Annotated in this window: 22 protein-coding genes and 1 pseudogene; 9 read left to right on the top strand and 14 right to left on the bottom strand. The window is 69.2% G+C overall.

All coding sequences use genetic code 11. From position 1 onward, the window contains the following. Together AOK03_RS43560 and AOK03_RS27660 are read right to left on the bottom strand one after the other, a co-directional pair. Window positions 1-401, bottom strand: a pseudogene (locus AOK03_RS43560) (toxin); the annotation flags it as partial. A gap of 1,338 nt (window positions 402-1,739) precedes the next feature. Beyond that, on the bottom strand, window positions 1,740-2,198 hold the full coding sequence (locus AOK03_RS27660) for a MarR family winged helix-turn-helix transcriptional regulator (RefSeq protein WP_055568075.1): 459 nt from the start codon (window positions 2,196-2,198) through the stop codon (window positions 1,740-1,742). Window positions 2,199-2,261: 63 nt separating this feature from the next. On the opposite strand from AOK03_RS27660, the gene AOK03_RS27665 reads away from it, so the two are divergent. Both AOK03_RS27665 and AOK03_RS42810 read left to right on the top strand, forming a co-directional pair. After that, window positions 2,262-2,630: a VOC family protein gene (locus AOK03_RS27665; RefSeq protein ID WP_055568076.1), complete on the top strand. Its 369-nt coding sequence runs from the start codon at window positions 2,262-2,264 to the stop codon at window positions 2,628-2,630. 140 nt (window positions 2,631-2,770) lie between these two features. Then, window positions 2,771-3,877 (top strand): TolB-like translocation protein, encoded by a 1,107-nt coding sequence (locus AOK03_RS42810; protein WP_055568077.1) that lies wholly within the window; start codon window positions 2,771-2,773, stop codon window positions 3,875-3,877. A 57-nt stretch (window positions 3,878-3,934) separates the two neighbouring features. Here the strand turns inward: AOK03_RS42810 and AOK03_RS27675 are convergent, their stop codons facing one another. Beyond that, a complete protein-coding gene (locus AOK03_RS27675; RefSeq protein WP_055568078.1) occupies window positions 3,935-5,371 on the bottom strand; it encodes an MFS transporter in 1,437 nt (478 codons plus the stop codon). Window positions 5,372-5,479: 108 nt separating this feature from the next. Between AOK03_RS27675 and AOK03_RS27680 the strand changes: the two genes are divergently transcribed. The 3 genes from AOK03_RS27680 to AOK03_RS27690 all read left to right on the top strand — a co-directional run bounded on the left by AOK03_RS27680 (window position 5,480) and on the right by AOK03_RS27690 (window position 8,499). After that, window positions 5,480-6,172, top strand: a complete 693-nt coding sequence (locus AOK03_RS27680; protein ID WP_055568079.1) for a TetR/AcrR family transcriptional regulator — start codon at window positions 5,480-5,482, stop codon at window positions 6,170-6,172. Window positions 6,173-6,361: 189 nt separating this feature from the next. Then, window positions 6,362-7,987 carry an alpha/beta hydrolase gene (locus AOK03_RS27685; protein ID WP_244177777.1) on the top strand — a complete coding sequence of 542 codons (1,626 nt, stop codon included), beginning with the start codon at window positions 6,362-6,364 and terminating at the stop codon, window positions 7,985-7,987. 182 nt (window positions 7,988-8,169) lie between these two features. After that, window positions 8,170-8,499, top strand: a complete 330-nt coding sequence (locus AOK03_RS27690) for a hypothetical protein (protein ID WP_157869096.1) — start codon at window positions 8,170-8,172, stop codon at window positions 8,497-8,499. 75 nt (window positions 8,500-8,574) lie between these two features. On the opposite strand, the gene AOK03_RS27695 is transcribed toward AOK03_RS27690, so the two are convergent. Beyond that, window positions 8,575-9,324: a lysophospholipid acyltransferase family protein gene (locus tag AOK03_RS27695; protein ID WP_055568082.1), complete on the bottom strand. Its 750-nt coding sequence runs from the start codon at window positions 9,322-9,324 to the stop codon at window positions 8,575-8,577. 227 nt (window positions 9,325-9,551) lie between these two features. On the opposite strand from AOK03_RS27695, the gene AOK03_RS27700 reads away from it, so the two are divergent. Then, the gene (locus AOK03_RS27700) at window positions 9,552-9,944 is read left to right on the top strand and encodes an SSI family serine proteinase inhibitor (RefSeq protein WP_055568083.1); all 393 of its coding nucleotides are present in this window, start codon (window positions 9,552-9,554) and stop codon (window positions 9,942-9,944) included. Window positions 9,945-10,006: 62 nt separating this feature from the next. On the opposite strand, the gene AOK03_RS42135 is transcribed toward AOK03_RS27700, so the two are convergent. From AOK03_RS42135 to AOK03_RS27720, 5 genes are all read right to left on the bottom strand, one after another. Beyond that, window positions 10,007-10,165 (bottom strand): hypothetical protein, encoded by a 159-nt coding sequence (locus AOK03_RS42135; RefSeq protein ID WP_107098122.1) that lies wholly within the window; start codon window positions 10,163-10,165, stop codon window positions 10,007-10,009. A gap of 87 nt (window positions 10,166-10,252) precedes the next feature. Then, entirely contained in the window at window positions 10,253-11,203 is a 951-nt protein-coding gene (locus AOK03_RS27705) for a cytochrome c oxidase assembly protein (protein ID WP_055568084.1), read from the bottom strand. A 106-nt stretch (window positions 11,204-11,309) separates the two neighbouring features. Further along, on the bottom strand, window positions 11,310-12,335 hold the full coding sequence (locus AOK03_RS27710) for a 6-phosphofructokinase (RefSeq protein ID WP_055568085.1): 1,026 nt from the start codon (window positions 12,333-12,335) through the stop codon (window positions 11,310-11,312). 168 nt (window positions 12,336-12,503) lie between these two features. After that, complete coding sequence (locus AOK03_RS27715; protein WP_055568086.1) at window positions 12,504-13,232, bottom strand: type 1 glutamine amidotransferase; 729 nt, start codon at window positions 13,230-13,232, stop codon at window positions 12,504-12,506. Between the two features lie 40 nt (window positions 13,233-13,272). Beyond that, on the bottom strand, window positions 13,273-14,511 hold the full coding sequence (locus AOK03_RS27720; RefSeq protein ID WP_055568087.1) for a Mur ligase family protein: 1,239 nt from the start codon (window positions 14,509-14,511) through the stop codon (window positions 13,273-13,275). Between the two features lie 152 nt (window positions 14,512-14,663). On the opposite strand from AOK03_RS27720, the gene def reads away from it, so the two are divergent. After that, the gene (gene def, locus AOK03_RS27725; protein WP_055568088.1) at window positions 14,664-15,203 is read left to right on the top strand and encodes a peptide deformylase; all 540 of its coding nucleotides are present in this window, start codon (window positions 14,664-14,666) and stop codon (window positions 15,201-15,203) included. 2 nt (window positions 15,204-15,205) lie between these two features. Here def and AOK03_RS27730 read toward each other — a convergent pair whose 3' ends face one another. Then, complete coding sequence (locus tag AOK03_RS27730; RefSeq protein WP_055568089.1) at window positions 15,206-15,850, bottom strand: TetR/AcrR family transcriptional regulator; 645 nt, start codon at window positions 15,848-15,850, stop codon at window positions 15,206-15,208. 164 nt (window positions 15,851-16,014) lie between these two features. Here AOK03_RS27730 and AOK03_RS27735 point away from each other — a divergent pair, with 164 nt between their 5' ends. Then, the gene (locus AOK03_RS27735; RefSeq protein ID WP_055568090.1) at window positions 16,015-17,241 is read left to right on the top strand and encodes an acyl-CoA dehydrogenase family protein; all 1,227 of its coding nucleotides are present in this window, start codon (window positions 16,015-16,017) and stop codon (window positions 17,239-17,241) included. A gap of 358 nt (window positions 17,242-17,599) precedes the next feature. On the opposite strand, the gene AOK03_RS27740 is transcribed toward AOK03_RS27735, so the two are convergent. Beyond that, entirely contained in the window at window positions 17,600-17,995 is a 396-nt protein-coding gene (locus AOK03_RS27740; protein ID WP_055568091.1) for a hypothetical protein, read from the bottom strand. 344 nt (window positions 17,996-18,339) lie between these two features. On the opposite strand from AOK03_RS27740, the gene AOK03_RS41310 reads away from it, so the two are divergent. Beyond that, entirely contained in the window at window positions 18,340-19,008 is a 669-nt protein-coding gene (locus AOK03_RS41310; RefSeq protein ID WP_055568092.1) for a DUF6082 family protein, read from the top strand. A 5-nt stretch (window positions 19,009-19,013) separates the two neighbouring features. Here the strand turns inward: AOK03_RS41310 and AOK03_RS27750 are convergent, their stop codons facing one another. The 3 genes from AOK03_RS27750 to AOK03_RS27760 all read right to left on the bottom strand — a co-directional run. Then, window positions 19,014-19,289 (bottom strand): hypothetical protein, encoded by a 276-nt coding sequence (locus tag AOK03_RS27750; protein WP_055568093.1) that lies wholly within the window; start codon window positions 19,287-19,289, stop codon window positions 19,014-19,016. Beyond that, window positions 19,277-19,636: a hypothetical protein gene (locus AOK03_RS27755; protein ID WP_055568094.1), complete on the bottom strand. Its 360-nt coding sequence runs from the start codon at window positions 19,634-19,636 to the stop codon at window positions 19,277-19,279. Before AOK03_RS27755 ends, AOK03_RS27750 begins: the two co-directional genes overlap by 13 nt. Window positions 19,637-19,809: 173 nt before the next feature. After that, window positions 19,810-20,394: hypothetical protein (locus AOK03_RS27760; protein WP_157869097.1), on the bottom strand; the 585-nt coding region annotated here is incomplete at its 5' end.

Genomic DNA, 20,394 nt, shown 5'->3' on the forward strand with positions numbered 1-20,394 from the left:
ACTTTGAAGACACGACCTAGTGCTTCGCTTACGTAGCGGGGGTCGAGGTCCGGGAAGAGCAGGGCCTCGCCGACTGTGGTGGGACTCGCGGAGAGAGAGTGCGCGCAGAGCATATGCGCCAACTCGTGAGCGATGATGTGGTTCTGGTGGAGCGGGCCGGTCGTCGCCTCGACGATGATGAAGTCACCATCCCTCGTGGCGATCCACATGCCGCACGGAGACCCTACCCCCAGAGCAGCGGAGACGACGTGGATGGGACGGCCCCGTTCTCTGCCCAACTGATCAATGAGCAGGCTGAGATCGAACTCGGCAGGTAAGTCCAGGTCATCCAGGACTGCTTCGGCGTTGAGGCGAAGACGCCGTCGCTCCCTCCTGCGCGACCACCAAGGGGGCATCACCACGCGCGGAATCATGCGGCCCCTACGCGTTCCCGCTCGCTCTCGGCCAGGAGAGCTGTTCGTGGCGGCACGTCAGCCTCCACCAGATGCCGACCACTTCCGCATGCCCCGCCATGGCGAGCTGCGTTCTGAGTCATCCCGCCCTTCCAGTCCTCTCAACTGACTGATCAGGCTAGCAATATTGCGACGGCTGAAGGAGACAAGTTGTTGGTGCGCAAGGCGAGGCTGCACGTATCCACGTCCTTGAGCGCTTGCGGGAGCGTCGACTGTTCGTCGATCGCTTCCGCGCCTTCGAGGTCCGGGAAGTGGTTGACGCCAAAGTGCCTGGCCAAGGCCTCCGGATGTGTCTGGTCAGGGTTCCCCTTCCGCCCCGTCCACAGCTGTCGCGTTATAGGTGGAGCTGACGGTCGTCTCTCCTGCCGTGGGGATGATCGCGGTCGCCATGTCTTCGCAGGACGGCGACCATCCGTCTTTGGCTGGCCTCGAGAGAAGAAGTTGGCCGATTTTCGCTGTGACGGTTCGACGGGGCCCGTCGCAGGTACCTGCGTAGCAGCGTCGCTGATCAACCACTCCCTTCGCTTTGAGTTGTCAAAACCATCGCGCATGGCAGCGAGTTGCGAATGGCGGTGACGTAAAGCCGCTCTGGCAGGGCCTGGGGCGGTCGATGGGGGCCACGTCAGACATCAGCTCACTCAGATGCTCTGAGTGCTTGCCCAAGGCCCCGGCCGGAGATCAGCTGCACATAAATAGTGCAGCGGGTGGAACGCAGGGGTCGGCGTGCTCCGAGGTATGAACGGAGTACGGGCAGTCCTGAGGACGCTTGGTGATCACGAATGCCCTGAAGTTCGACCGGCGTCGACGGCCCCGTCGTGGCGGTCTTCCCGAACCAGCGGCATCGTGGTGGACCGGCTGCCCACCCCTTGCGCCATGTTCGGCGACGCTGCCGGTCAACTGGGCGATATGGGCGGGTGGTTGGGTGTGCGCGTGAGCTGGGGGCCAGGCAAAGGCTCACCAGGAGGACGTGTGCACGACCAGTTCTTCCCTGCAGGCGCCGTTCCCGCACCGTGGACCTTCTCGCGGGTGGTGGCGGTTCGGCCTTGGCGTTCCCGCCAGGGCGCCACCGGAAGAACAGGGGGAGTGCAGTGGTGGCACCGGACGAGTGGAAGTCGCGCAGGCGTTGGATTGGCCCCGAGAGGCAGCAGGTCAGTCTGGCCCTCGCGGGTCAACTGGTGGGGTTATCGCCGCAGTGGGTCAGCGCCAATTCGCCTCGCGGTCGGCGGATCACTGCACTCTCGGCTGCCCTCCCGTCCGAGCGCGGCAATCCGTGCGCCCAGGAACGGGCTACGCGCCGTCGTCGCCTTCGCGCAGGGAGCGAATCATGCTCTGCAGGCTCCGGAACGCGCCTGCCTGCTCGGCCTCGGTCATGCCCGCCAGCATTCTCACCTCGACCGACCGGACCGCCACGGTCGCCTTCTCCAGGCTTTGTCGGCCGCGGGGCGTGAGCCGCGCGGGAAGGACCTTCCCGACGGACGCCTCCGCGGGCCTGGTCACCTGGCCGTCTCGTTCCAGGGCCTGGAGCAGCACGTTCATCGTCTGCCGTGTCACGAACGCGCCACGCGCGAGCTCGGAGTTCGACAAGCCGGGCCGTTGGGCGAGCAGTTCGAGGCAGGAGTAGTGCGTGACGCTCATCCCGAGCGGCCGCAGCACCTCCTCCATGGCTGCGCGCAGGGCGCTCGAAGCCTCCTTCAGCAGGTAGCCCAGTGACTTGTCCAGGTCGACGCCGACACCCTTTTGACTCATGTCAGGATTCTGACATACGTTGGCCTGTGTCAGTAATCTGACATGAAGAGAAGGAGCATCATCATGCCCGTCACCGGCCCCGACTTCATCTCGCTCCAGGCGCGCGACCTCGACGCTTCGCAGGCGTTCTACGAGCAGTACCTCGGCCTCGTCCGCTCGAAGGCCGGACCGCCGCACGCCGTCGTCTTCGAGACGAAGCCGATCGCGTTCGCACTCCGCGAGGTCATTCCCGGCACCGATCTCTCATCCGTCGACCAGCCCGGCATCGGTGCCGCGATCTGGCTCCACGCCACCGGCGTCCAGGCCATCCACGACGCTCTCGTCGCCGACGGCCACACCATCGTCTCCGCACCGATGGACGGCCCCTTCGGCCGGACCTTCACCTTCGCCGATCCGGACGGCTACCACGTCACGCTCCACGACCGCACCTGACGAGCCGCCCCTCACTCGAACGAAACGATGCCTCTCACATGTCACGTGACGCATTGACCCCCGGGCGGCATCGCGGTTGCATGCCTGGGGGTCCTCCGGTGGGGAGCCGGAGGCGAGACGTATCGCTGACTGGGGGGAAAATGAGGAGAAGCACGAACCGGGGCACCGCCAGACGCGTCCGGGGCGTCTTATGCGCGGCGGTCGTGGTGTGCGCGGTCACCACGGTGCTGCCCGGAGCCGCCTCGGCCGAGTCCGGGGGTGTCGCGCGCGACAGCGCGGTCGGTGTCGAGAGGGTCAGTGTCGCGGGTGACGGCACTCAGTCCGACGGGGACTCCACCGGTGGCGCGATCACGACGGACGGCCGCCGCGTCGTCTTTTCGTCGTCGGCGAAGAACCTCCTGCCCGGCAACACACCGGGAGGCGAGAGCGTGTACCTGCGCGACCAGCCGTCTGGGCAGCTCAAGCGCGTGGGCACCGCCCCGATCCAAGCCCCGGTGATCAGTGGTGACGGGGAATATGCCGCCTATTGGGTGCTGCTGTTCAGGGACACCAAGGTCAAGCTCGCGCAGTGGACCGCGGGCAGTGCGATCGGCCTCAACTGCGATGCCCTCAACTGCAGTCAGCCGTCGCTGAGCGGTGACGGCCGCTACGTCGCCAACGTCGCCACCATCGGTCGGCCCTCGACCAGCCAGCGCATCGACGTTTGGGACTGGCAGGCCAACACCAAGCAGGAACTCGCCTGGTTCGACCACACTGCCCCTTCCCGGCCGTCCATCAGCGGTGATGGCCGCTTCGTCGCCTACCAGGACGGCAAGGCCGGGAACGTGTTCCTGTGGGACCGGGATCACGGCTCCATCTCGGGTCCGATCGAGGGCCCGGCCACGGAGGCGAGCATCGTCCAGATCAGCGAGGACGGCAGCAAGGTCGTGTACCTCTCGGGCTCCGACACCTACGTCCACGACGTGAGCTCGGGCACCGCTCAACAGGTGCCGAACGTAAAAGGCCTGGCCATCGATCCGGGCGGCGACCATCTGCTGTACGCCCCCCATGACACGACCGGACCGTCGCTCATCCTGCGGGACCTGAGCGCGGGCACCGACGAGGTCGTATCGAACCAGCCCGCCTCGGCCGGGGTCGACGCGGTCAGCGCCGGCGGGCGCGACGTGGTCTTCCGGTCCACGGCCGACGACATCGTGCCCGGCGACACCAACGGCAAGTCGGACGTGTTCGTCCGTCACCTCTACTGAACGGTCCCGCTGCCGCGTCCACGGTCCGCTCCGTGGCCTCGTCGAGCTCCACCTTGGTCACCGGGCGGGTGCCCGGGTTCGGTCGGGGCGAGGGACGCGGTGCGGATGGATGAGGACGAGTGTGGTGAGCACTGCGACGGCCGCGAGCGCCGCGGAGGCCGTGAGGACGGCGCGGGTGCCGTCCGCGACTGCCTGACTGCTTGTACCGGCGCCGCCGTGCAGGGCGAAGACCGCGCCCAGTGCCGCGGTGCCGACGCCGGCCCCGAGAGAGGCGAGGGTGGACACGGCCCCGGCGACCATGCCGACCCGCTCGGGTTCGGTGACCTGGACCGCCACGGCCATCACGGGGGCGCCGGCGATTCCGCCACCGGCGCCCCAGGCCAGCAGTGGTCCGAGCAGCGCCCACCACGGTGTGCTCGGGGTGATCAGCAGCGCCAGGGCCGCGAAGCCGATGGCCTTGAGCAAGTAGCCGGAGCCGATCACCAGGCCGGGGGCCCAGTGGCTGAGCAGCTTGGAGCCGACCATGCCGGTGGCGATCTGTGCGAGGAAGATCGGCGTCATCAGCAGCCCCGCCGCGGTCGGGTTCAGGCCCAGCCCGTCCGACAGGTACAGCACCAGGTAGACCGAGCCTCCGATGGTCAGGACGCGGGAGAGGAGGACGGCCAGCATCGCGCCGCAGAACGCGGGCCGGGTGAACATCCGTAGCTCCAGTGTCGGCACGGGCACCCGGAGCTGGAGCACCAGGAAGGCAACGAGTGCCAGGCAGGCAGTGAGCAGTGCGACGGTGTCCTGACCTGCCCATGCTCTGTCGTCGGGGCGGAGCATGAGCAGGGTCGCCGTACCGAGGCCGAGCATGAGCAACAGGCTTCCGGCCCAGTCCGGCCGCCCGGTCGAGGAGGGCGCGGAGACGGGCGCGGGGGAGGGGGACGGCAGCACGCGGGCGGCCAGCGCCCAAGCCGCCGCGCCGAGCGGGAGGTTGATGGCGAACACGGCCCGCCATCCGACGGCGTCGATCAGCACTCCGCCGAGGGCCGGAGCGAGGAGCCCCGCCGCGGTCGCGAACGACCCCCAGGCGCCGATGGCGAGGTTGCGCTCCTCACCGGTGTAGCGGTCCGAGATGAGCGGAATGCCGTTCACCATGATCACTGCGGCTCCGCAGCCCTGGAATGCCCGGGCGGCGTTGAGCCACCACAGGTCCTGCGCCAACGTCGCGGCGAGGGAGGCCAGAGTGAACACGGCGATCCCGGCAAGGAAGAGGGGCCGCCGCCCCCAGCGGTCCGAGAGGCTTCCGGCCGCTTGGGTGAGTGCCCCCATCGCGACCATGTAGGTCACCACCACCGACTCCGCCGACTTCCCGTCCGCGACGTCGGCACTGATCAGCGGGAGTCCGAGGGCCACGATCGTGATGTCGATGACGACCAGCCCCGTGGAGGCCATCACCAGCACAAGGACCCCGCTCAGCGGCGGGAGACGACGGGACTTCTGAGCTGCCATGCGGGATGCGACCTCCAGGCGAGCACTGGCGGTGCCGTCAGCCTGCGGGCTCCCGGTGCTTAAAGTCAACATGTGTGAAGTTCAAGCGGAGGCCCGTACGATGACGCCATGTCTGCCGCTTCCCGCCGCCGCCCCACGACCCGCAAGGGCCGCCCCGTCCTCACCCGGGAGGCGATCGCCGCCAAGGCGCTGGAGATGGCCGGCGCGGACGGGTTCCGTTCCGTCACCATGCGCGCCCTGGCCGCTGAACTCGGCGTGACCGTGCGGGCTCTGTACAACTACGTCGAGGACCGCCAGGACGTGGTCGACCTCGCCCTGGGGCTCATGCTCGACTCCTGGAACCCGCCTCCCCTGCACCCCGCGGTCTGGGAGGAATCCGTCGCCGGTTACGCGCGGTCCCTGCGCGAGCTGTACCGACGCTGGCCGCGCGCTCTGCTGGTCTCGCTCGACGAGGACGCGCCACCTGCCTCCGTGCACCCCAACCGTCTCCTCAACCTCGACCGCTTTCTCCAACTCCTGGGCGGCATCGGCATCGGCCTCTCGGCAGCTCTGGAGGTGCACCGCCACCTCTCCCTGCTCGTGCTCTCCTTCGCGCTCGTGGTCGACCTCCCCGCCGCGCACGCCACGACGGACCGCAGCACGCTCGTCCCCGACACCTGGCTGGCGGCCCACGCCGATCTGGACATCCCTGCTCTGCGCGAAGCCGCCCAGCTGCCCGTCCCCACCACGGACACGCAGTTCGACCAGCTCGTGTCCGTAGTCATCGCGCAGATCCGCAGCCATCTCGACGCCTCGACGTAGGGGCCTGCCGGCCCCAACGCAGGGGTGCCTTCGGTGCGTCGCTGGAGCCGTGGCCGCTCACCGGTACCGGCCGACCCGCTTATCGGATTGGCAAAGAACGTCCGCCTCATCTGTTCTCAGCCACCTCAGAGGCGCAAAGATCCCCCGTACTGATCGAATCTGCTCGAATCGATGTGCGGGAGGCCCCACTTGAGAAGGTCAGCAGGGACCAGACGACGGACGGCGGTGTTCGGGTCCGCGGGTGCTCTTGTCGCGGCGACGCTGATAGCGGGCGCGGTTGCCGCCCCGACGGCGAACGCCGACGCGGCAACGGCGGCGAAGGCCGACGCGGCACGTTACGGCAAGGACCGTGAGGCCCGCGGTGCGGAGCTCGCCGCGCAGCGCGCCGCGAAGGCCGGTATCGACTGGCGGGACTGCCCCGCCGACTGGGGGCTGGAGAAGCCCATCCAGTGCGGCTGGGTCACCGTCCCGGTCGACTACGCCAAGCCCAACGGCAAGAAGATCAAGCTCGCCGTCGACCGCATCGGCAGCACCGGGAGCAAGGACGAACGTCAGGGCTCCCTCGTCTACAACCCGGGCGGCCCCGGCGGCTCCGGCATGCGCTTCCCGCGCCGTGTCACCACCAAGAACAAGCTGTGGGAGAAGACCGCGAAGGCGTACGACTTCGTGGGCTTCGACCCGCGCGGCGTCGGGCACTCCGCGCCCATCTCCTGCGTCGACCCGCAGGAGTTCGTGAAGGCGCCCAAGCTCGACCCGGTCCCCGACAGCGAGGCCGACAAGCGCGCCCAGCGCAAGCTCGCCGCCGAGTACGCCGACGGCTGCCAGGAGCGCAGCGGCGACCTCCTCCCGCACATGACGACGCCCAACACCGCCCGCGACCTGGACGTCATCCGCGCCGCGCTCGGCGAGAAGAAGCTGAACTTCCTCGGCGTCTCCTACGGCACCTACCTGGGCGCGGTCTACAGCACCCTCTACCCGACGCACGTGCGCCGCATGATCTTCGACTCCGTGGTCAACCCGCGCACGGACAAGATCTGGTACGAGGTCAACCTCGACCAGGACGTGGCCTTCGAGAAGCGCTTCGTCGACTGGCTGAAGTGGGTCGCGAAGAACGACGCCGCCTTCCACCTCGGCGACAGCTACGACGAGGTCCGCGCCCAGTGGGACAAGCTGCGGGCCACCGCGAAGAAGCAGCCCCTGGACGGCGTCGTAGGCCCGGCCGAGCTGCAGGGCTACTTCCAGAACGCGCCGTACTACGACTCGTACTGGGTCGAGATCGCGACGAACTGGAGCAAGTACGTCGCCGGTGACCCGAAGCCCCTCGTCGAGGCGGCGGGCCCCGACCTGTCCGACACCGCGGGCAACATCGCCAGCGAGAACGGCAACGCGGTCTACACCGCGGTCGAGTGCGCCGACGCCAAGTGGCCGCGCAGTTGGCAGAAGTGGGACCGCGACAACACCCGTATTCACCGGACCAGCCCCTTCATGACCTGGGGCAACGCCTGGATGAACCTGCCCTGCGCCACCTGGTCCAGCAAGCAGCAGAATCCGGTCGAGGTCGGCACGCACAAGGGCCTGCCGAAGACGCTGATCATGCAGTCGACGCGTGACGCCGCCACGCCGTACCCCGGCGCCGTCGAGCTGCACAAGCGCCTCAAGGGCTCGCGCCTGGTCACGGAGAAGGGTGCCGGTTCGCACGGCATCACCAACCTCGCCAACCCGTGCCTCAACGACCGAGTCGACACCTACCTGTTGACCGGCAAGCTGGACGCCTCCGACGTGACGTGCGGCCCGCACGCCACGCCCAAGCCCTAGCCGGCTCCCCGGCGCAGGCGGCCGACCGTCGCACCGGTGATGCCGCTCGTGCGTCGCGTGCCCCCGGAGCGCACGCCGCGCCGCCTCTCCTTTCGGGTGTCTTCCGGACCGAGAGGCGGTGTGTCCCAGGGGTTCCTGCTGTTCTGAAGCGGACATCGTCCGCTTCAGAACAGGGGTCTCCCATGTACAAGTGGAAACGACTGGCCAGGACGGCCGTGGTGGCCGCCTCCGCTGCCGTGCTGGTGACAGGTCCGTCGACCAGCGCCCAGGCCGCATCGGGCACCTTCGCCTACAACCGGGCCGACACGGGTTTCCGGCAGGTGATGGAGAACCCGGCGGACGACGAGTGCATCGTGATGCCGGGCGGCGGTGGTGTCGTCGACAACTTCACGGACACCGTGGCCACGCTCTATCGGGACGAAGGCTGCACCGTGCCGCAGGACACGCTCGCGCCCAACAGCGGCGGTGCCTACGGCGGTGCCACGGTCCCGCACTCGGTGTTCTTCGGCTAGCGACCGGGGGAGGGGTGCGTCGCCGCGGCGGCACACCCCTCGCCGGGCGTCAGTGGACGCACCCCGTGCCGGACGTCAGCTCAGCGGCATCCGCGGGAACCGGCGCGGCTCCTTGCCCCCGGCCGCCGCGCGCTCGCGCTCGGCCGCCTCGGCCTCCTCCGCCTTCACGACGGCCGCGTACTTGTCGACGTACTCCTGCCCGGAGAGCCCGAGGATCGCGTACATGATCTCGTCGGTGACGGCCCGGAGCACTGCCTTCTCGTTCTCCATGCCGACGTAGCGCGAGAAGTCGAGGGGCGCGCCGAAGCGGATCGTCACCCGCTGGAAGTTCGGGACCTTCTGGCCGGGCGGCTGCGCCTCGAAGGTGCCGATCATGGCGCACGGCACCACCGGCACCTGCGCCTTGAGCGCCATCGCCGCGACGCCGACCTTGCCCTTGTACAGCCTGCCGTCGTGCGAGCGGGTGCCCTCCGGATAGATGCCGAGCAGCTCGCCCTTGCGCAGCACCCCGAGGCCCTCGCGGATCGCTGCCTGGCCCGCCTCCTTGCCGGAGCGGTCCACCGGGATCTGCCCCGCGCTGCGGAAGAACGCGGCCGTCAGCCGGCCCTTGAGGCCCGGGCCCGTGAAGTACTCGGCCTTCGCGAGGAACGTGATGCGGCGCTTGATGATCGCCGGCATCAGGAAGTGGTCGGAGAACGACAGGTGGTTCCCCGCGACGATCGCCGCGCCGGTGTCCGGCACATGCTCCAGGCCCTCGATTCTGGGCCGGAACGTCAGCCGGAGCAGCGGGCCGAGGATCACATGCTTGAGCAGTAGGTAGAACATGGCGGTCGCCTTCCCCCTGGTCCCGGTGCCGACGCACAGTAGCCAATCGAGGGCACGGAAGCGAGAGCCCGTTCGGGCCCTTGCGCGGGGCCGGACGGGCGAACGGCCGGTGTGGCGGCTCGACGGGCGTCGTGGCCGAAGGGTGCTCTGGCCTCTCCCCGGCGTCCAGCGACGCCACGGAACGTCACCGCCGCCGTCACATCCGGCGCGTACCCCGGAGGTCTCCCTTGCGCTCGCTCTCCCTCGCTGCCGCCGCCCTGATCACTCTCGGCGGGGCCGCCCCCGCCCACGCGGCGGCGGACCCGGTCCCCACCCCGAAGCGCGGGCTCTTCCTCACGGTCTCGGGCGCCGAGAACACCTGGATCCGCGGCGTGCTGCTGCACTGCGCGCCCGAACCCTCGGGGGCCCACCCCCAGGCGGCCAAGGCCTGCGAGGCGATCGCTCGGGCGGGCGGCGACTTCGACGCGCTGCCCGACGACCCGCACGCGTGCACAAAGGAATTCGACCCGGTCACGGCGACGGTGACCGGGTCGTACGAGGGTCGGGCGATCGACTGGCGCAAGACGTACCCGAACGCCTGCGCCATGGACGTGGACACCGGCTACGTATTCCGCTTCTGAGCCGCGCCGACGGCGGGCGCGCGGCACCGCGCCGGGCGGACGACGGCCGCGGGACTCCGCGCTCATGCGGTGCGCGACAGCACCATCGCCAGCGTGATCAGACCGAGCACGACCCAGCCGAACCACAGCCAGCCGTTGCTTCCGAGCGCCACTGTGTAGGCCGTCACCATGACGAGACCTCCGATGGTGAAGCCACCCATGGTCTTCGTGGAACCTGGCATCGCTCAGCCTCCTCCCGGCAGCCCGCGGCGCCCATGCGCCCGGACCGCGGTCCGAAGACCATCGTCACCCGGAAAGACCCTTTGGCGCTAGCGTCCGCGAGCGGCCAGTGAGGCCAGATAGGCGTTGTACGCCTCGAGGTCCTTGTCGCCGTCCCGGTCGGCGGCGCGGTCCTTGCGCCGGGCCTCGCGGTCCTCGGACTTGCGCCACTGGAAGAGCAGGGCCACCAGGACCACGACGGACGGGATCTCGCTGAAGGCCCAGGCGATGCCGCCCGCCGCCTCCTGATCGGAGAGCGCGTCGATGCCGAGCGAAGCGGGCGGGTGCATGTACGTGCCGATCATCGGCTGGGTCGCCATCATCAGCGCGATGCCGAAGAACGCGTGGAACGGCATGCCCGCGAACAGCTCCAGCATCCGGAAGATGTGGCCGGGCCGGTGCGGCCCCGGGTCGACGCCCATGATCGGCCAGAAGAAGACCAGGCCGACGGCGAGGAAGTGGACCATCATCCCGATGTGGCCCGCCTTGGAGCCCATCAGCGTGTCGAAGAGCGGCGTGAAGTAGAGCGCGTACAGGCTCGCGATGAACAGCGGGATCGTGAACGCGGGATGCGTGATGATCTTCACGTACCGGCTCTGCAGCAGCCAGAGGAGCCACTCGCGCGGGCCCTTGTGGCCGCGGGCCGCCACCGGCAGCGCCCGCAGCGCCAGCGTGATCGGTGCCCCGAGCAGCAGCAGGATCGGCGACAGCATGCTGATCACCATGTGCTGCACCATGTGCACGCTGAACATGACCATGCCGTAGTCATTGAGCTTGGTGCACATCACGAGGAGCACGGTCAGGATGCCGATCACGAACGAGACCGTGCGGCCCACCGGCCATTTGTCACCGCGCCGCACGAGCCGTGCCACACCCCACCCGTACAGGGCGAGGGCCACCAGGCAGCCGATGAGGAAAAAGGGGTCGGCCGACAGCTCGAGGCCTCGCCCCAGCGTGAACGGCGGCAGATCCATGTTCATGCCGTGCCCGCTGTGATCCATCCAGTGGCTCCTGATTCGTGCGGATTGTGCGACGTGTGTCGGCACCAGAGTAGAACTGCCCCCGGCCGCTGACGCGACCGGGGGCGAGTAGTACAACGGGCAACAGCTAGAGCACGCACTCCGCTTCGGCGTACCGCTCCTCGGGCACGGTCTTGAGCGTCTCGACGGCCTCGGCCAGCGGCACCATCGTGATGTCCGTGCCGCGCAGCGCGGTCATCCTGCCGAACTCGCCGCGGTGCACGGCCTCCACGGCGTGCCAGCCGAAGCGGGTCGCGAGCACGCGGTCGTACGCGGTGGGCGTGCCGCCGCGCTGGACGTGACCGAGGATGACCGGGCGGGCCTCCTTGCCGAGGCGCTGTTCCAGTTCGAGGGAGAGCTGCCGGGCGATGCCGGCGAACCGCTCGTGGCCGTAGACGTCCTTGACGCCCTCGTCGAACTCCATGGAGCCCGCGCGGGGCTTGGCCCCCTCGGCGGCCACGACGATCGCGAACTTCTTGCCCGCGGAGAAGCGTTCACCCACCTTCTGGGCGAGCTCCTCGATGTCGAAGGGGCGTTCCGGGACGACGATGGCGTGCGCGCCCGCGGCCATGCCCGAGTGCAGGGCGATCCAGCCGGTGTGCCGGCCCATCACCTCGACGATGAGCACGCGCTGGTGCGACTCGGCGGTGGTCTTGAGGCGGTCGAGGGCCTCGGTCGCGACGCCGACGGCCGTGTCGAAGCCGAAGGTGACGTCCGTGACGGCGATGTCGTTGTCGATGGTCTTGGGGACGCCGACGATCGGCAGGCCCGCGTCGGAGAGGAGCCGGGCCGCCTTCAGGGTGCCCTCGCCGCCGATCGGGATGATCGCGTCGAGGCCGAGGTCGGCGACGTGCCCCTTGGCGCGCTCGACGCCGTCCCTGAGGTTCGCGGGCTGGACGCGCGAGGAGCCGAGGATCGTGCCGCCGCGGGCGAGGATGCCGCCCACCGCGTCGAGGTCGAGCTTGCGGTAGTCGCATTCCAGGAGGCCTTTCCAGCCGTCGTGGAAGCCGATGACCTCGTCGCCGTGGTCCACCACCGCGCGGTGCACGACGGAGCGGATGACGGCGTTCAGGCCGGGGCAGTCGCCGCCGGAGGTCAGGACACCAATGCGCATTGCCCGGAATACCTTTGCAACGTGGGTCGATGACCGGACCACGTCGTCCGGCTGGATCACCGCCACCCTATAGGCGCCGGGGGGCCGGGCCGCACCTGGCGTCCGAGGGCTGGACGCCCCCGCTCACATGTGCGGGCGGGGCGTCAAGCGGGCCCTCTTTCCAGGGTGTTACGCGGGCTGCTGGGCGGCGTTGATGCGCTCGGTGCGTAGCGCCTCGTACCAGCGGTCGTCCGTCGGCGGCAGCGCGTTCACATCGAGGGCCAGCTTCAGCAGCAGGTCCGCGATGAGCGGGTTGCGGGCGAGGACGGGGCCGTGCATGTACGTACCGAAGACCGTGCCGTTGTACGCGCCCTCGGTCCCGTCGCCCGTGCCGTTGCCGCGGCCGAGCGTCACGCGGGCGAACGGCCGCGCGGCCGGGCCGACGTGCGTGATGCCCTGGTGGTTCTCGAAGCCGGTCAGCGGCGGCAGACCGAGCTGCGGGTCGATGTCGCCGAGCACGTCGCCGACGCACCGGTCGCCCTCGCCGCGGGTGGAGACCACGTCGAGGAGGCCGAGACCCGGCTCGCGCTGGCCGAGGTCGTTGATGAACTCGTTGCCGAGGATCTGGTATCCGGCGCAGACCGAGAAGACGATCGCGCCGTTGCCCACCGCGCGCGCCAGGCCGCCGTCGCGGCGCAGCCGCTCGGCGGCGAGACGCTGCGGGCGGTCCTCGCCGCCACCGATCAGGTAGATGTCGCCGGAGGTGGGCACCGGCTGGTCGCTGCGCACGTCGTAGCGCTCGACCTGGAGACCGCGCTGACGCGCGCGGCGCTCCACCACCAGGGCGTTGCCCTGGTCTCCGTACGTGCTCAGCAGGTCGGGGTAGACCCACACCAGCCGCAGGCTGTTGTCGCTCATGCTCATTTGTCCCTACGAAGATCTAGAGGGGCCGGGCGGGTCAGTTGCCGACGCGGCGGCGAAGGTCCTGGAACGCGGTGTAGTTCGCGATCGTCTCGATGCGTCCCGGCGGGGCGAGCTGCACCGCCTCGTCGACGCTCTCGCAGACCCGGAAGTCCAGGCCCGCGACCTCGAGGCGCACGGCGAGGTCGAGCTTGCGGTCGCCGAGCACGAAGATCGGGTGACCGGCGAGGCGGGTGTAGTCGACGTCCCAGAGCCAGGAGGTGTCCGTGCCGTCCGCGCCGCGCGCGTTCACGGAGAGGATCACCGGGGTCGGCGGCGGGTCGATCAGCGAAAACGTTTCGAGCCAGCCCGCGGGGTTCTTCGCGAGGAGCAGCCGCAGGTCGCGGCCCTGGAACTGCACGACGTCATAGCGTCCGGCGACCGCCTGCACCTGGTACATGCGCTCGAGGGCGACCTGCGGCGGCACGCCGAAGACGGCGGCCACGGCGGCCGAGGAGGCGGCGTTGGCCTTGTTCGCCCGGCCCGGCAGCTGCAGGTGGATCGGCCACGCGGAGCCGTGCGGGTCCAGGACGTGGTCGCCGGAGAGGACCCAGCTGGGCGCCGGGCGGCGGAAACCGCACTCGCCGCAGAACCAGTCGTCCCCGGGGCGCTGCATGACGCCGCCGCAGGACGGGCACGACCAGGCGTCGTCCTTCCACTCCTGGCCCGCCGCCACCCACACCACGTTCGGCGAGGAGGAGGACGCCCAGACGACCAGCGGGTCGTCGGCGTTGGCGATGATCACGGCCTTGGAACCGGCCAGGCCCTCGCGCCACTTCTCGGCGAGCATGCGGGTCTCCCCGGCGCGGTCCAGCTGGTCGCGGGAGAGGTTGAGCAGGGCGATCGCCTTGGGGTCGACGTCACGGGCGACGCCCGCGAGGTACTTCTCGTCGACCTCGATCACGCCGAACCTGGCGTCCGAGCCGCCCGCGAGCGCCGAGGTGATTCCGGCGGGCATGTTCGCACCGAGCGCGTTCGAGACGACCGGGCCGCTGGCCCGCAGCGCCTCGGCGATCAGGCGCGTGGTGGTCGTCTTGCCGTTGGTGGCCGACACGAGGACCACGTCCAGGTGCGTGGCGAGCCGTCCGAGCAGCTCGGGGTCGAGCCTGAGCGCGACCTTGCCGCCGATCACCGATCCGCTGCCGCGGCCCGCTGCCCGGGACACCGCCGCGGCCGCCTTGCCCGCCGTCACGGCCAGCTTGGCCCGCGGCGACAGCGGGTCCGTGTTGCCTGACATCTGTCGAGATCCTCCTTGCGTACGGCGCCGCGCCTGCCCCCGGCATCGTTTCGCTGCTCAGCCTATCGAGATCCGTTGACAAGCCCGAATCACGGCACCACCTCGGCACCTCGCCGGTGCCGCTCCGTCCCCCGGACCGTACTCTTGCCGCCATGCGACACGGCACGATCCCGGGCGCCTCGGGGCGCGTACGACCTCTGACCCTGCTCAATGACCCGGTGCTGCACGCGCCGTGCGAGGAGGTCACCGACTTCGGCCCCGAACTGGCACGCCTCGTCGAGGACATGTTCGCGACGATGTACGCCGCGCGGGGCGTGGGGCTCGCCGCGAACCAGGTCGGCGTGGGCCGCCGGGTGTTCGTCTACGACTGCCCCGACGACGAGGACGTCCGCCATCTCGGGCACGTGGTCAACCCGAGGCTCGTCGAGGCGGACGGCGTGACGGTGCGCGGCCCGGAGGGCTGTCTGTCGCTGCCGGGCCTCGAAGCGGGGACGCCGCGCTTCGACCATGCGGTGGTCGAAGGCGTCGATCTGCGGGGGGAGCCCGTCCGGGTGCACGGGACGGGCTGGTTCGCCCGCTGTCTCCAGCACGAGTGCGACCACCTCGACGGCGGCGTCTACACCGACCGCGTCACGGGCTGGCGGCGCCGCAGGGTGCTGCGGGCCGCCGCCAGGGCTCCTTGGAACGTGTGAGGTCAGAACCCCGGACCTCCGACGCGGTTGCCCGCCGCCGCGAGCCGACCCCACAGCAGGTCGGCGAGGCTGCGCACCAACTGGGCGCGGGGGCAGGGCCGTTCGCCGAGCCACCAGTCACCGGCCGCGTGCATCATGCCGACGATGCCGTGCCCCCACACCCGGGCGAGCTCGGCGCTCTCCGGTCCGAGGTCGACGCGCTCCTCGATGACCTCGGCGAGTTCCTCGCCGAGGCGACGGAGCAGGGGGGCCGAGTGCAGCCCGACGTCGAAGCCCTGCTCGCCGGGGGAGGGGGTCTCCGACGGATGCATGAGGAAGCGGTAGACCTGGGGGCGGGCCTCGATCGCCGCGAGGTAGGTGTCGAGCGTCGCCTCGACCCGCTCCCTGCGCTCGGCAGGGGCGTCGAGCGCGGCGCGCAGGGCCTCCAGGAGGGCGTCGGTGTGCCGCTTGGCGAGCGCGGCGTACAGACCGCCCTTGTCGCCGAAGTGGCGGTAGAGGATCGGCTTGGTGATGCCCGCCTCGGCGGCGATGGCGTTCATCGAGGCGCCGGGGCCGTCGCGGAGCACGACCCGGTCCGCGGCCTCGAGGAGCTCTCGCCGTCGGTGCTCCGCGGACCGCTGCTGATCGGTCCGCTGCGTGGTCTCCATGGCTTCTCCCCGCCCGTGCTGAATCGGTGACGCACGCGCAACGTAACACCCGGCGTCCCGTGCGCATCGAACGGGCCACCGGGAGTTGACATGGACTACTGGCCAGTAACAGACTGCGGTTACCGCAAGTAACGCCGCAGATGATCGCAGGTCCTGGAGGGGTCATGGCCGAGTTCACCATGGAGCTCAACGACGAACAGAAGGAGGTCCGGGACTGGCTCCACGGGTTCGCCGCCGATGTGATCCGCCCCGCGGCCGCCGAGTGGGACGAGCGCGAAGAGACCCCGTGGCCCATCATCCAGGAAGCGGCGAAGCTGGGGATCTACTCGCTCGATTTCTACGCCCAGCAGTTCTTCGACCCCTCGGGCCTCGGCATCCCGATGGCGACCGAGGAGATCTTCTGGGGTGACGCCGGCATCGGCCTGTCCATCATGGGCACGGGCCTGGCCGCCGTCGGCGTGCTCGCCAACGGTACCGAGGAGCAGATCGGCACCTGGATCCCGCAGATGTACGGCGACGTGAACGACGTGAAGGTCGCCGCCTTCTGCTCCTCCGAGCCCGACGCGGGCTCCGACGTGGCGGCCATGCGGACCCGCGCGGTCTACGACGAGGCCAAGGACGAGTGGGTCCTGAACGGCACGAAGACCTGGGCGACCAACGGCGGCATAGCCAACGTCCACGTCGTCGTCGCGGTCGTCGACCCCGAGCTCGGCTCGAAGGGGCACGCCTCCTTCATCGTCCCGCCGAGCACCCCCGGCCTGTCCCAGGGGCAGAAGTTCAAGAAGCACGGCATCCGCGCCTCGCACACCGCCGAGGTCGTCCTGGAGGACGTCCGCGTCCCCGGGCACTGCCTGCTCGGCGGCAAGGAGAAGCTGGACGAGCGCATGGCCCGCGCGCGGGAGCGCGCCAAGTCCGGCGGCGAGCGCGTGAAGAACGCGGCGATGGCCACCTTCGAGGCTTCCCGCCCGGCGGTCGGCGCCATGGCGGTCGGCACGGCGCGTGCCGCGTACGAGGAGGCCCTGGAGTACGCCAAGACGCGCACCCAGTTCGGCCGCCCGATCATCGACAACCAGGGCATCGCCTTCCAGCTCGCCGACATGCGCACCCAGATCGACGCGGCCCGCCTCCTGGTGTGGCGCGCCTCCTGGATGGCCACCACCGGCAAGAAGTTCGAGTCGGCCGAGGGCTCCATGTCGAAGCTGTACGCGAGCGAGGTCGCCAAGAAGGTCACGGCCCAGGCCGTGCAGATCCTCGGCGGCAACGGCTTCACCCGCGAGTACCCGGTGGAGCGCATGCACCGCGACGCCGCGATCTACACGATCTTCGAGGGCACGAGCGAGATCCAGCGCCTCGTCATCGCGCGGACGCTTTCGGGGATGCCGATTCGCTAGAAAACCCAGCACTGGGACGCGCATAGAGCGATCCCCCCAGAGAGCCCGCCTCCGAGATGGAGGCGGGCTCTTTCCGGATCACGAAAGAAGATCAACCAGCGTTTGGGAGAATTTTGGGAGACCGCTCGCGATGCCGCCGCTTCCGGAGCTGATCCCGGGTCGGCTCCAGCGGCGGATAGGAGCCGTACTCCCGACGGTCCACCACGACCTGAAGGGACTGCTCCCACCGCCGCTGCAGATCCGCGGCGATCGCCAGCTCCATCGCCAGTGTGACATGCGACGGATGAGCGGGGCTTCCCGGCGCCCCACCTAACACGGGTGGGGCGCCGTCGTGTGATCGCTCAGCTGAACACCGCGGCTAGGAGCGCAGGTCGTCGTTGCTGACGCAGCCGCGGCCCTGTACGCAGGCCTGGATAGAGACGCGCCGGTTCTCGGACAGAGACTTGTTGATGGTCTGCGTGTCATGACCGCCGAGGCGGACGCCTTCGAAGAACTGGTACCACTGCCCATCCCGGTAGTACCAGGCACTGAAGATCGCGGCGTAGCCGGTGCTGTTCCGCAGGTGGAAGTTCTCACCCTTGGCCTTGAAATAGTTCTGCGCCCGGCTGCCGGCTGCGACGTGGTAATGCTTGGCGGTGCCGCTGACGCCCCCGGGATCTCCGTCTTCCGGCTCGCGGGAACAGACCGAGTGCCAACCCTGAGGTGTGGTGTCCCGGTCGCAAGTGACGATGTCGGCATGGGCAGGCGTTGCCACCGACAGCGGAATAGCCGCGGCAGCGGCGAGCGCGGCAAACCCGAGGCCTCGAGTCGTCCTGCGCCTGGCCGCTGCGGTGGCCGCTTGACTACGAAGTGCTCTCACTGATTGTCCTCCCCGTGCTTCCACGCCGACTTCCCCCGGGGCGACGCGAACCCGTCGGCCGTGCCGGACGGCCGTACCCACCGTCGCTACCGCCGAGGACGATCAACGGCCTTCGGCCGAGACCGAAACACCGCAAGCCGTACGGACGGGCTGGCTGACGGTAGAGAGGCGGGCCGCGCATCCCCAGAGGTGCTGCTGGAGCCCTCCCCTCCGGCTGGGCGGCGCATCATGATGCGCGCATGGACGAGCCCAAGCGCCAACTGACCCCATGGCAGTGGACGGTCGCCATCGTTTGCACCTCCATCCTCTGCAGTGCCTTCATCTGGGCCGTCATCGAAGTGCCCTGGATCATCGAAGGGGACCGAGTCAAGGACAGCGACGGTGAGCTCGTTCCGGCAGCAGGCATCATCATCACCGGGCTCCGCACAGCCATGGTCGGCATCGCCGCCGCGGGGCTCTGGTACACCCACCGAACGCTCCAGCACACGAAGGAATCCCAAGCTACGGACCGCTACATCGAACTCGTCCACGCGAGCAACATCCAGCTGCTCGAGAAGGCACTCGATGACGAAAAGGCCCGCGACGTACTCAACACCTTCGACCGGGACGTCTCCCCGGCCAAGAGCCAACAGTTCGTCTACGCCGAGATGCGGTACCGAAGCCTGCTCCTGGCGCTACGCCTCGGCATCATGTCCCGGAAGGAGTTCTTCGGGCAGATGAGGGTCTACCTCCACAATGGTGTATTCCGGGAGTACTGGCAGGCGACCCGCCATCAGCGCATGAGCCTCCCCGCGGACTCGCTGGAAGGCGAGGCCCACACCATCGTGGACTCCCTCGCCCTGCTGATGGACCGTCCTGACGATGACCTGGACGCGTGGTGGGTCATCGGGGAAGAGCCAGAGAGCTGACGCAGTCAGTCGACCGGCCCGTCGATGTGCACGACGTACACCCGCCAGTACTGGAAGTCGGCCTGCCAGCTCACAATCCACCGCGGCGCCGTATACCGCCGCAGCGTCGTCACCAACGGCGTGCCATACACCCAGCCGCCCGGGAACTCACCCCGCACCTGCTCCACCAGTAGACGCCCGATCGCATCCAGCTCACCCCGGTCCAGCTCCGGCAGATCCGGATACGACAACGCGGCCGCCCCAACGAACTCGTGCTCCCACCCGCCAGTCACGGCGGCCACGGCAGGGCAGCCGACACCTCATCCAGCAGCACACTCATCCGCGTCGCCGCCATCCGCGACTCCTCCCCGCTGCGAGCCTCCGCCAACTCCAGCTCCAGCTCATGGATCCGCGCCGCCGTCGCAGGCACCCGATACAGCTCCACCCAGAACGACCACGACCGCAGGAACGACCGCAACGGATTCCCGAAACCGCCCGCCGCGGCCTCGACTTCAGAGAACTCCTTATCGAACTTCGCCGTCTGCTCCGGATCCAGACGATCCACCGCCTCCCGCAGCGCCTCAACCGTCACAGGCGGACGAGGAACCAACGGCTCCGAGACGGGCGGGTTGAACTGCTGGTCAGACACGATGAACACTCCTGTACACACAGGGGGTTGAAGAAAACACAAGGAGCCGAGGCGACCTCGGACGGCACACTCTCAAGCCGCACGAGATCGACTGGCCGGAACACGCGAACACGTCACGCGCGAGACGAAAACCAGGCAGGGGCAGCAGCCCCCTCGTACTCACAGCTGGAAAGTCAAGATCCGCGCACGCGACGCACCCGCCACTCACGCAGCCTGTCCCTGAACGACACCTTCACAGGCCCAAGCCAGTCCACCGCACTAGCCGCCGACCAGAAATCGTTTGAACACCAGGAACGCCAGGATTCCCACCCCTCTCCGGCGGTCTCCGCAGCATCAGCGGTGGGACGCCCGGCCACATACGGCGGAAGCAAAGCCGCACCTTCAACCACGCACCGGAACAGCTTCTCAGCGTCGTCCAGCACATACTGCGGGGCGTTCACCATCAACACGGTGAACGACCTTCTCAGCCCCCGCAAACCCCCGACGACGTCAGACGTCAGACGCTCCGCCTCATCCCACTCCTGCCGACGACACGCACCGAGTGCAGCAGAAATGCCGTCGCCGATGACATCCGCCTCATGGCCGAACTCGACGTACAACGGAGGCAGAGTCTCCCGCAGCCAAGCCGAATTCGCCTGATAGGCCGTCGCCCTGCGCTGCGAACGAGCGGCCAGAACGGCGAACCCCCCACCGATCAGCGCTCCACCCAAAGCGGAACCCCCACTGATCAGCCCCACCAGCAGCTCACTGTCCACCAC

Origin of the sequence: Streptomyces atriruber (assembly GCF_001418325.1) — a bacterium.
Lineage (GTDB): Bacteria > Actinomycetota > Actinomycetes > Streptomycetales > Streptomycetaceae > Streptomyces > Streptomyces atriruber.

Excerpts from the sequence above, each read along its gene's own strand:
- AOK03_RS27730 (WP_055568089.1), bottom strand. The coding sequence starts at position 15,850 with ATGGAGACCACGCAGCGGACCGATCAGCAGCGGTCCGCGGAGCACCGA.
- AOK03_RS27690 (WP_157869096.1), top strand. The coding sequence starts at position 8,170 with ATGTACAAGTGGAAACGACTGGCCAGGACGGCCGTGGTGGCCGCCTCC.
- AOK03_RS27695 (WP_055568082.1), bottom strand. The coding sequence starts at position 9,324 with ATGTTCTACCTACTGCTCAAGCATGTGATCCTCGGCCCGCTGCTCCGG.
- def (WP_055568088.1), top strand. The coding sequence starts at position 14,664 with ATGCGACACGGCACGATCCCGGGCGCCTCGGGGCGCGTACGACCTCTG.
- AOK03_RS27665 (WP_055568076.1), top strand. The coding sequence starts at position 2,262 with ATGCCCGTCACCGGCCCCGACTTCATCTCGCTCCAGGCGCGCGACCTC.
- AOK03_RS27660 (WP_055568075.1), bottom strand. The coding sequence starts at position 2,198 with ATGAGTCAAAAGGGTGTCGGCGTCGACCTGGACAAGTCACTGGGCTAC.
- AOK03_RS27705 (WP_055568084.1), bottom strand. The coding sequence starts at position 11,203 with ATGGATCACAGCGGGCACGGCATGAACATGGATCTGCCGCCGTTCACG.
- AOK03_RS27675 (WP_055568078.1), bottom strand. The coding sequence starts at position 5,371 with ATGGCAGCTCAGAAGTCCCGTCGTCTCCCGCCGCTGAGCGGGGTCCTT.
- AOK03_RS27715 (WP_055568086.1), bottom strand. The coding sequence starts at position 13,232 with ATGAGCGACAACAGCCTGCGGCTGGTGTGGGTCTACCCCGACCTGCTG.
- AOK03_RS27710 (WP_055568085.1), bottom strand. The coding sequence starts at position 12,335 with ATGCGCATTGGTGTCCTGACCTCCGGCGGCGACTGCCCCGGCCTGAAC.
- AOK03_RS27735 (WP_055568090.1), top strand. The coding sequence starts at position 16,015 with ATGGCCGAGTTCACCATGGAGCTCAACGACGAACAGAAGGAGGTCCGG.
- AOK03_RS27720 (WP_055568087.1), bottom strand. The coding sequence starts at position 14,511 with ATGTCAGGCAACACGGACCCGCTGTCGCCGCGGGCCAAGCTGGCCGTG.
- AOK03_RS42135 (WP_107098122.1), bottom strand. The coding sequence starts at position 10,165 with ATGCCAGGTTCCACGAAGACCATGGGTGGCTTCACCATCGGAGGTCTC.
- AOK03_RS41310 (WP_055568092.1), top strand. The coding sequence starts at position 18,340 with ATGGACGAGCCCAAGCGCCAACTGACCCCATGGCAGTGGACGGTCGCC.
- AOK03_RS27680 (WP_055568079.1), top strand. The coding sequence starts at position 5,480 with ATGTCTGCCGCTTCCCGCCGCCGCCCCACGACCCGCAAGGGCCGCCCC.
- AOK03_RS42810 (WP_055568077.1), top strand. The coding sequence starts at position 2,771 with ATGAGGAGAAGCACGAACCGGGGCACCGCCAGACGCGTCCGGGGCGTC.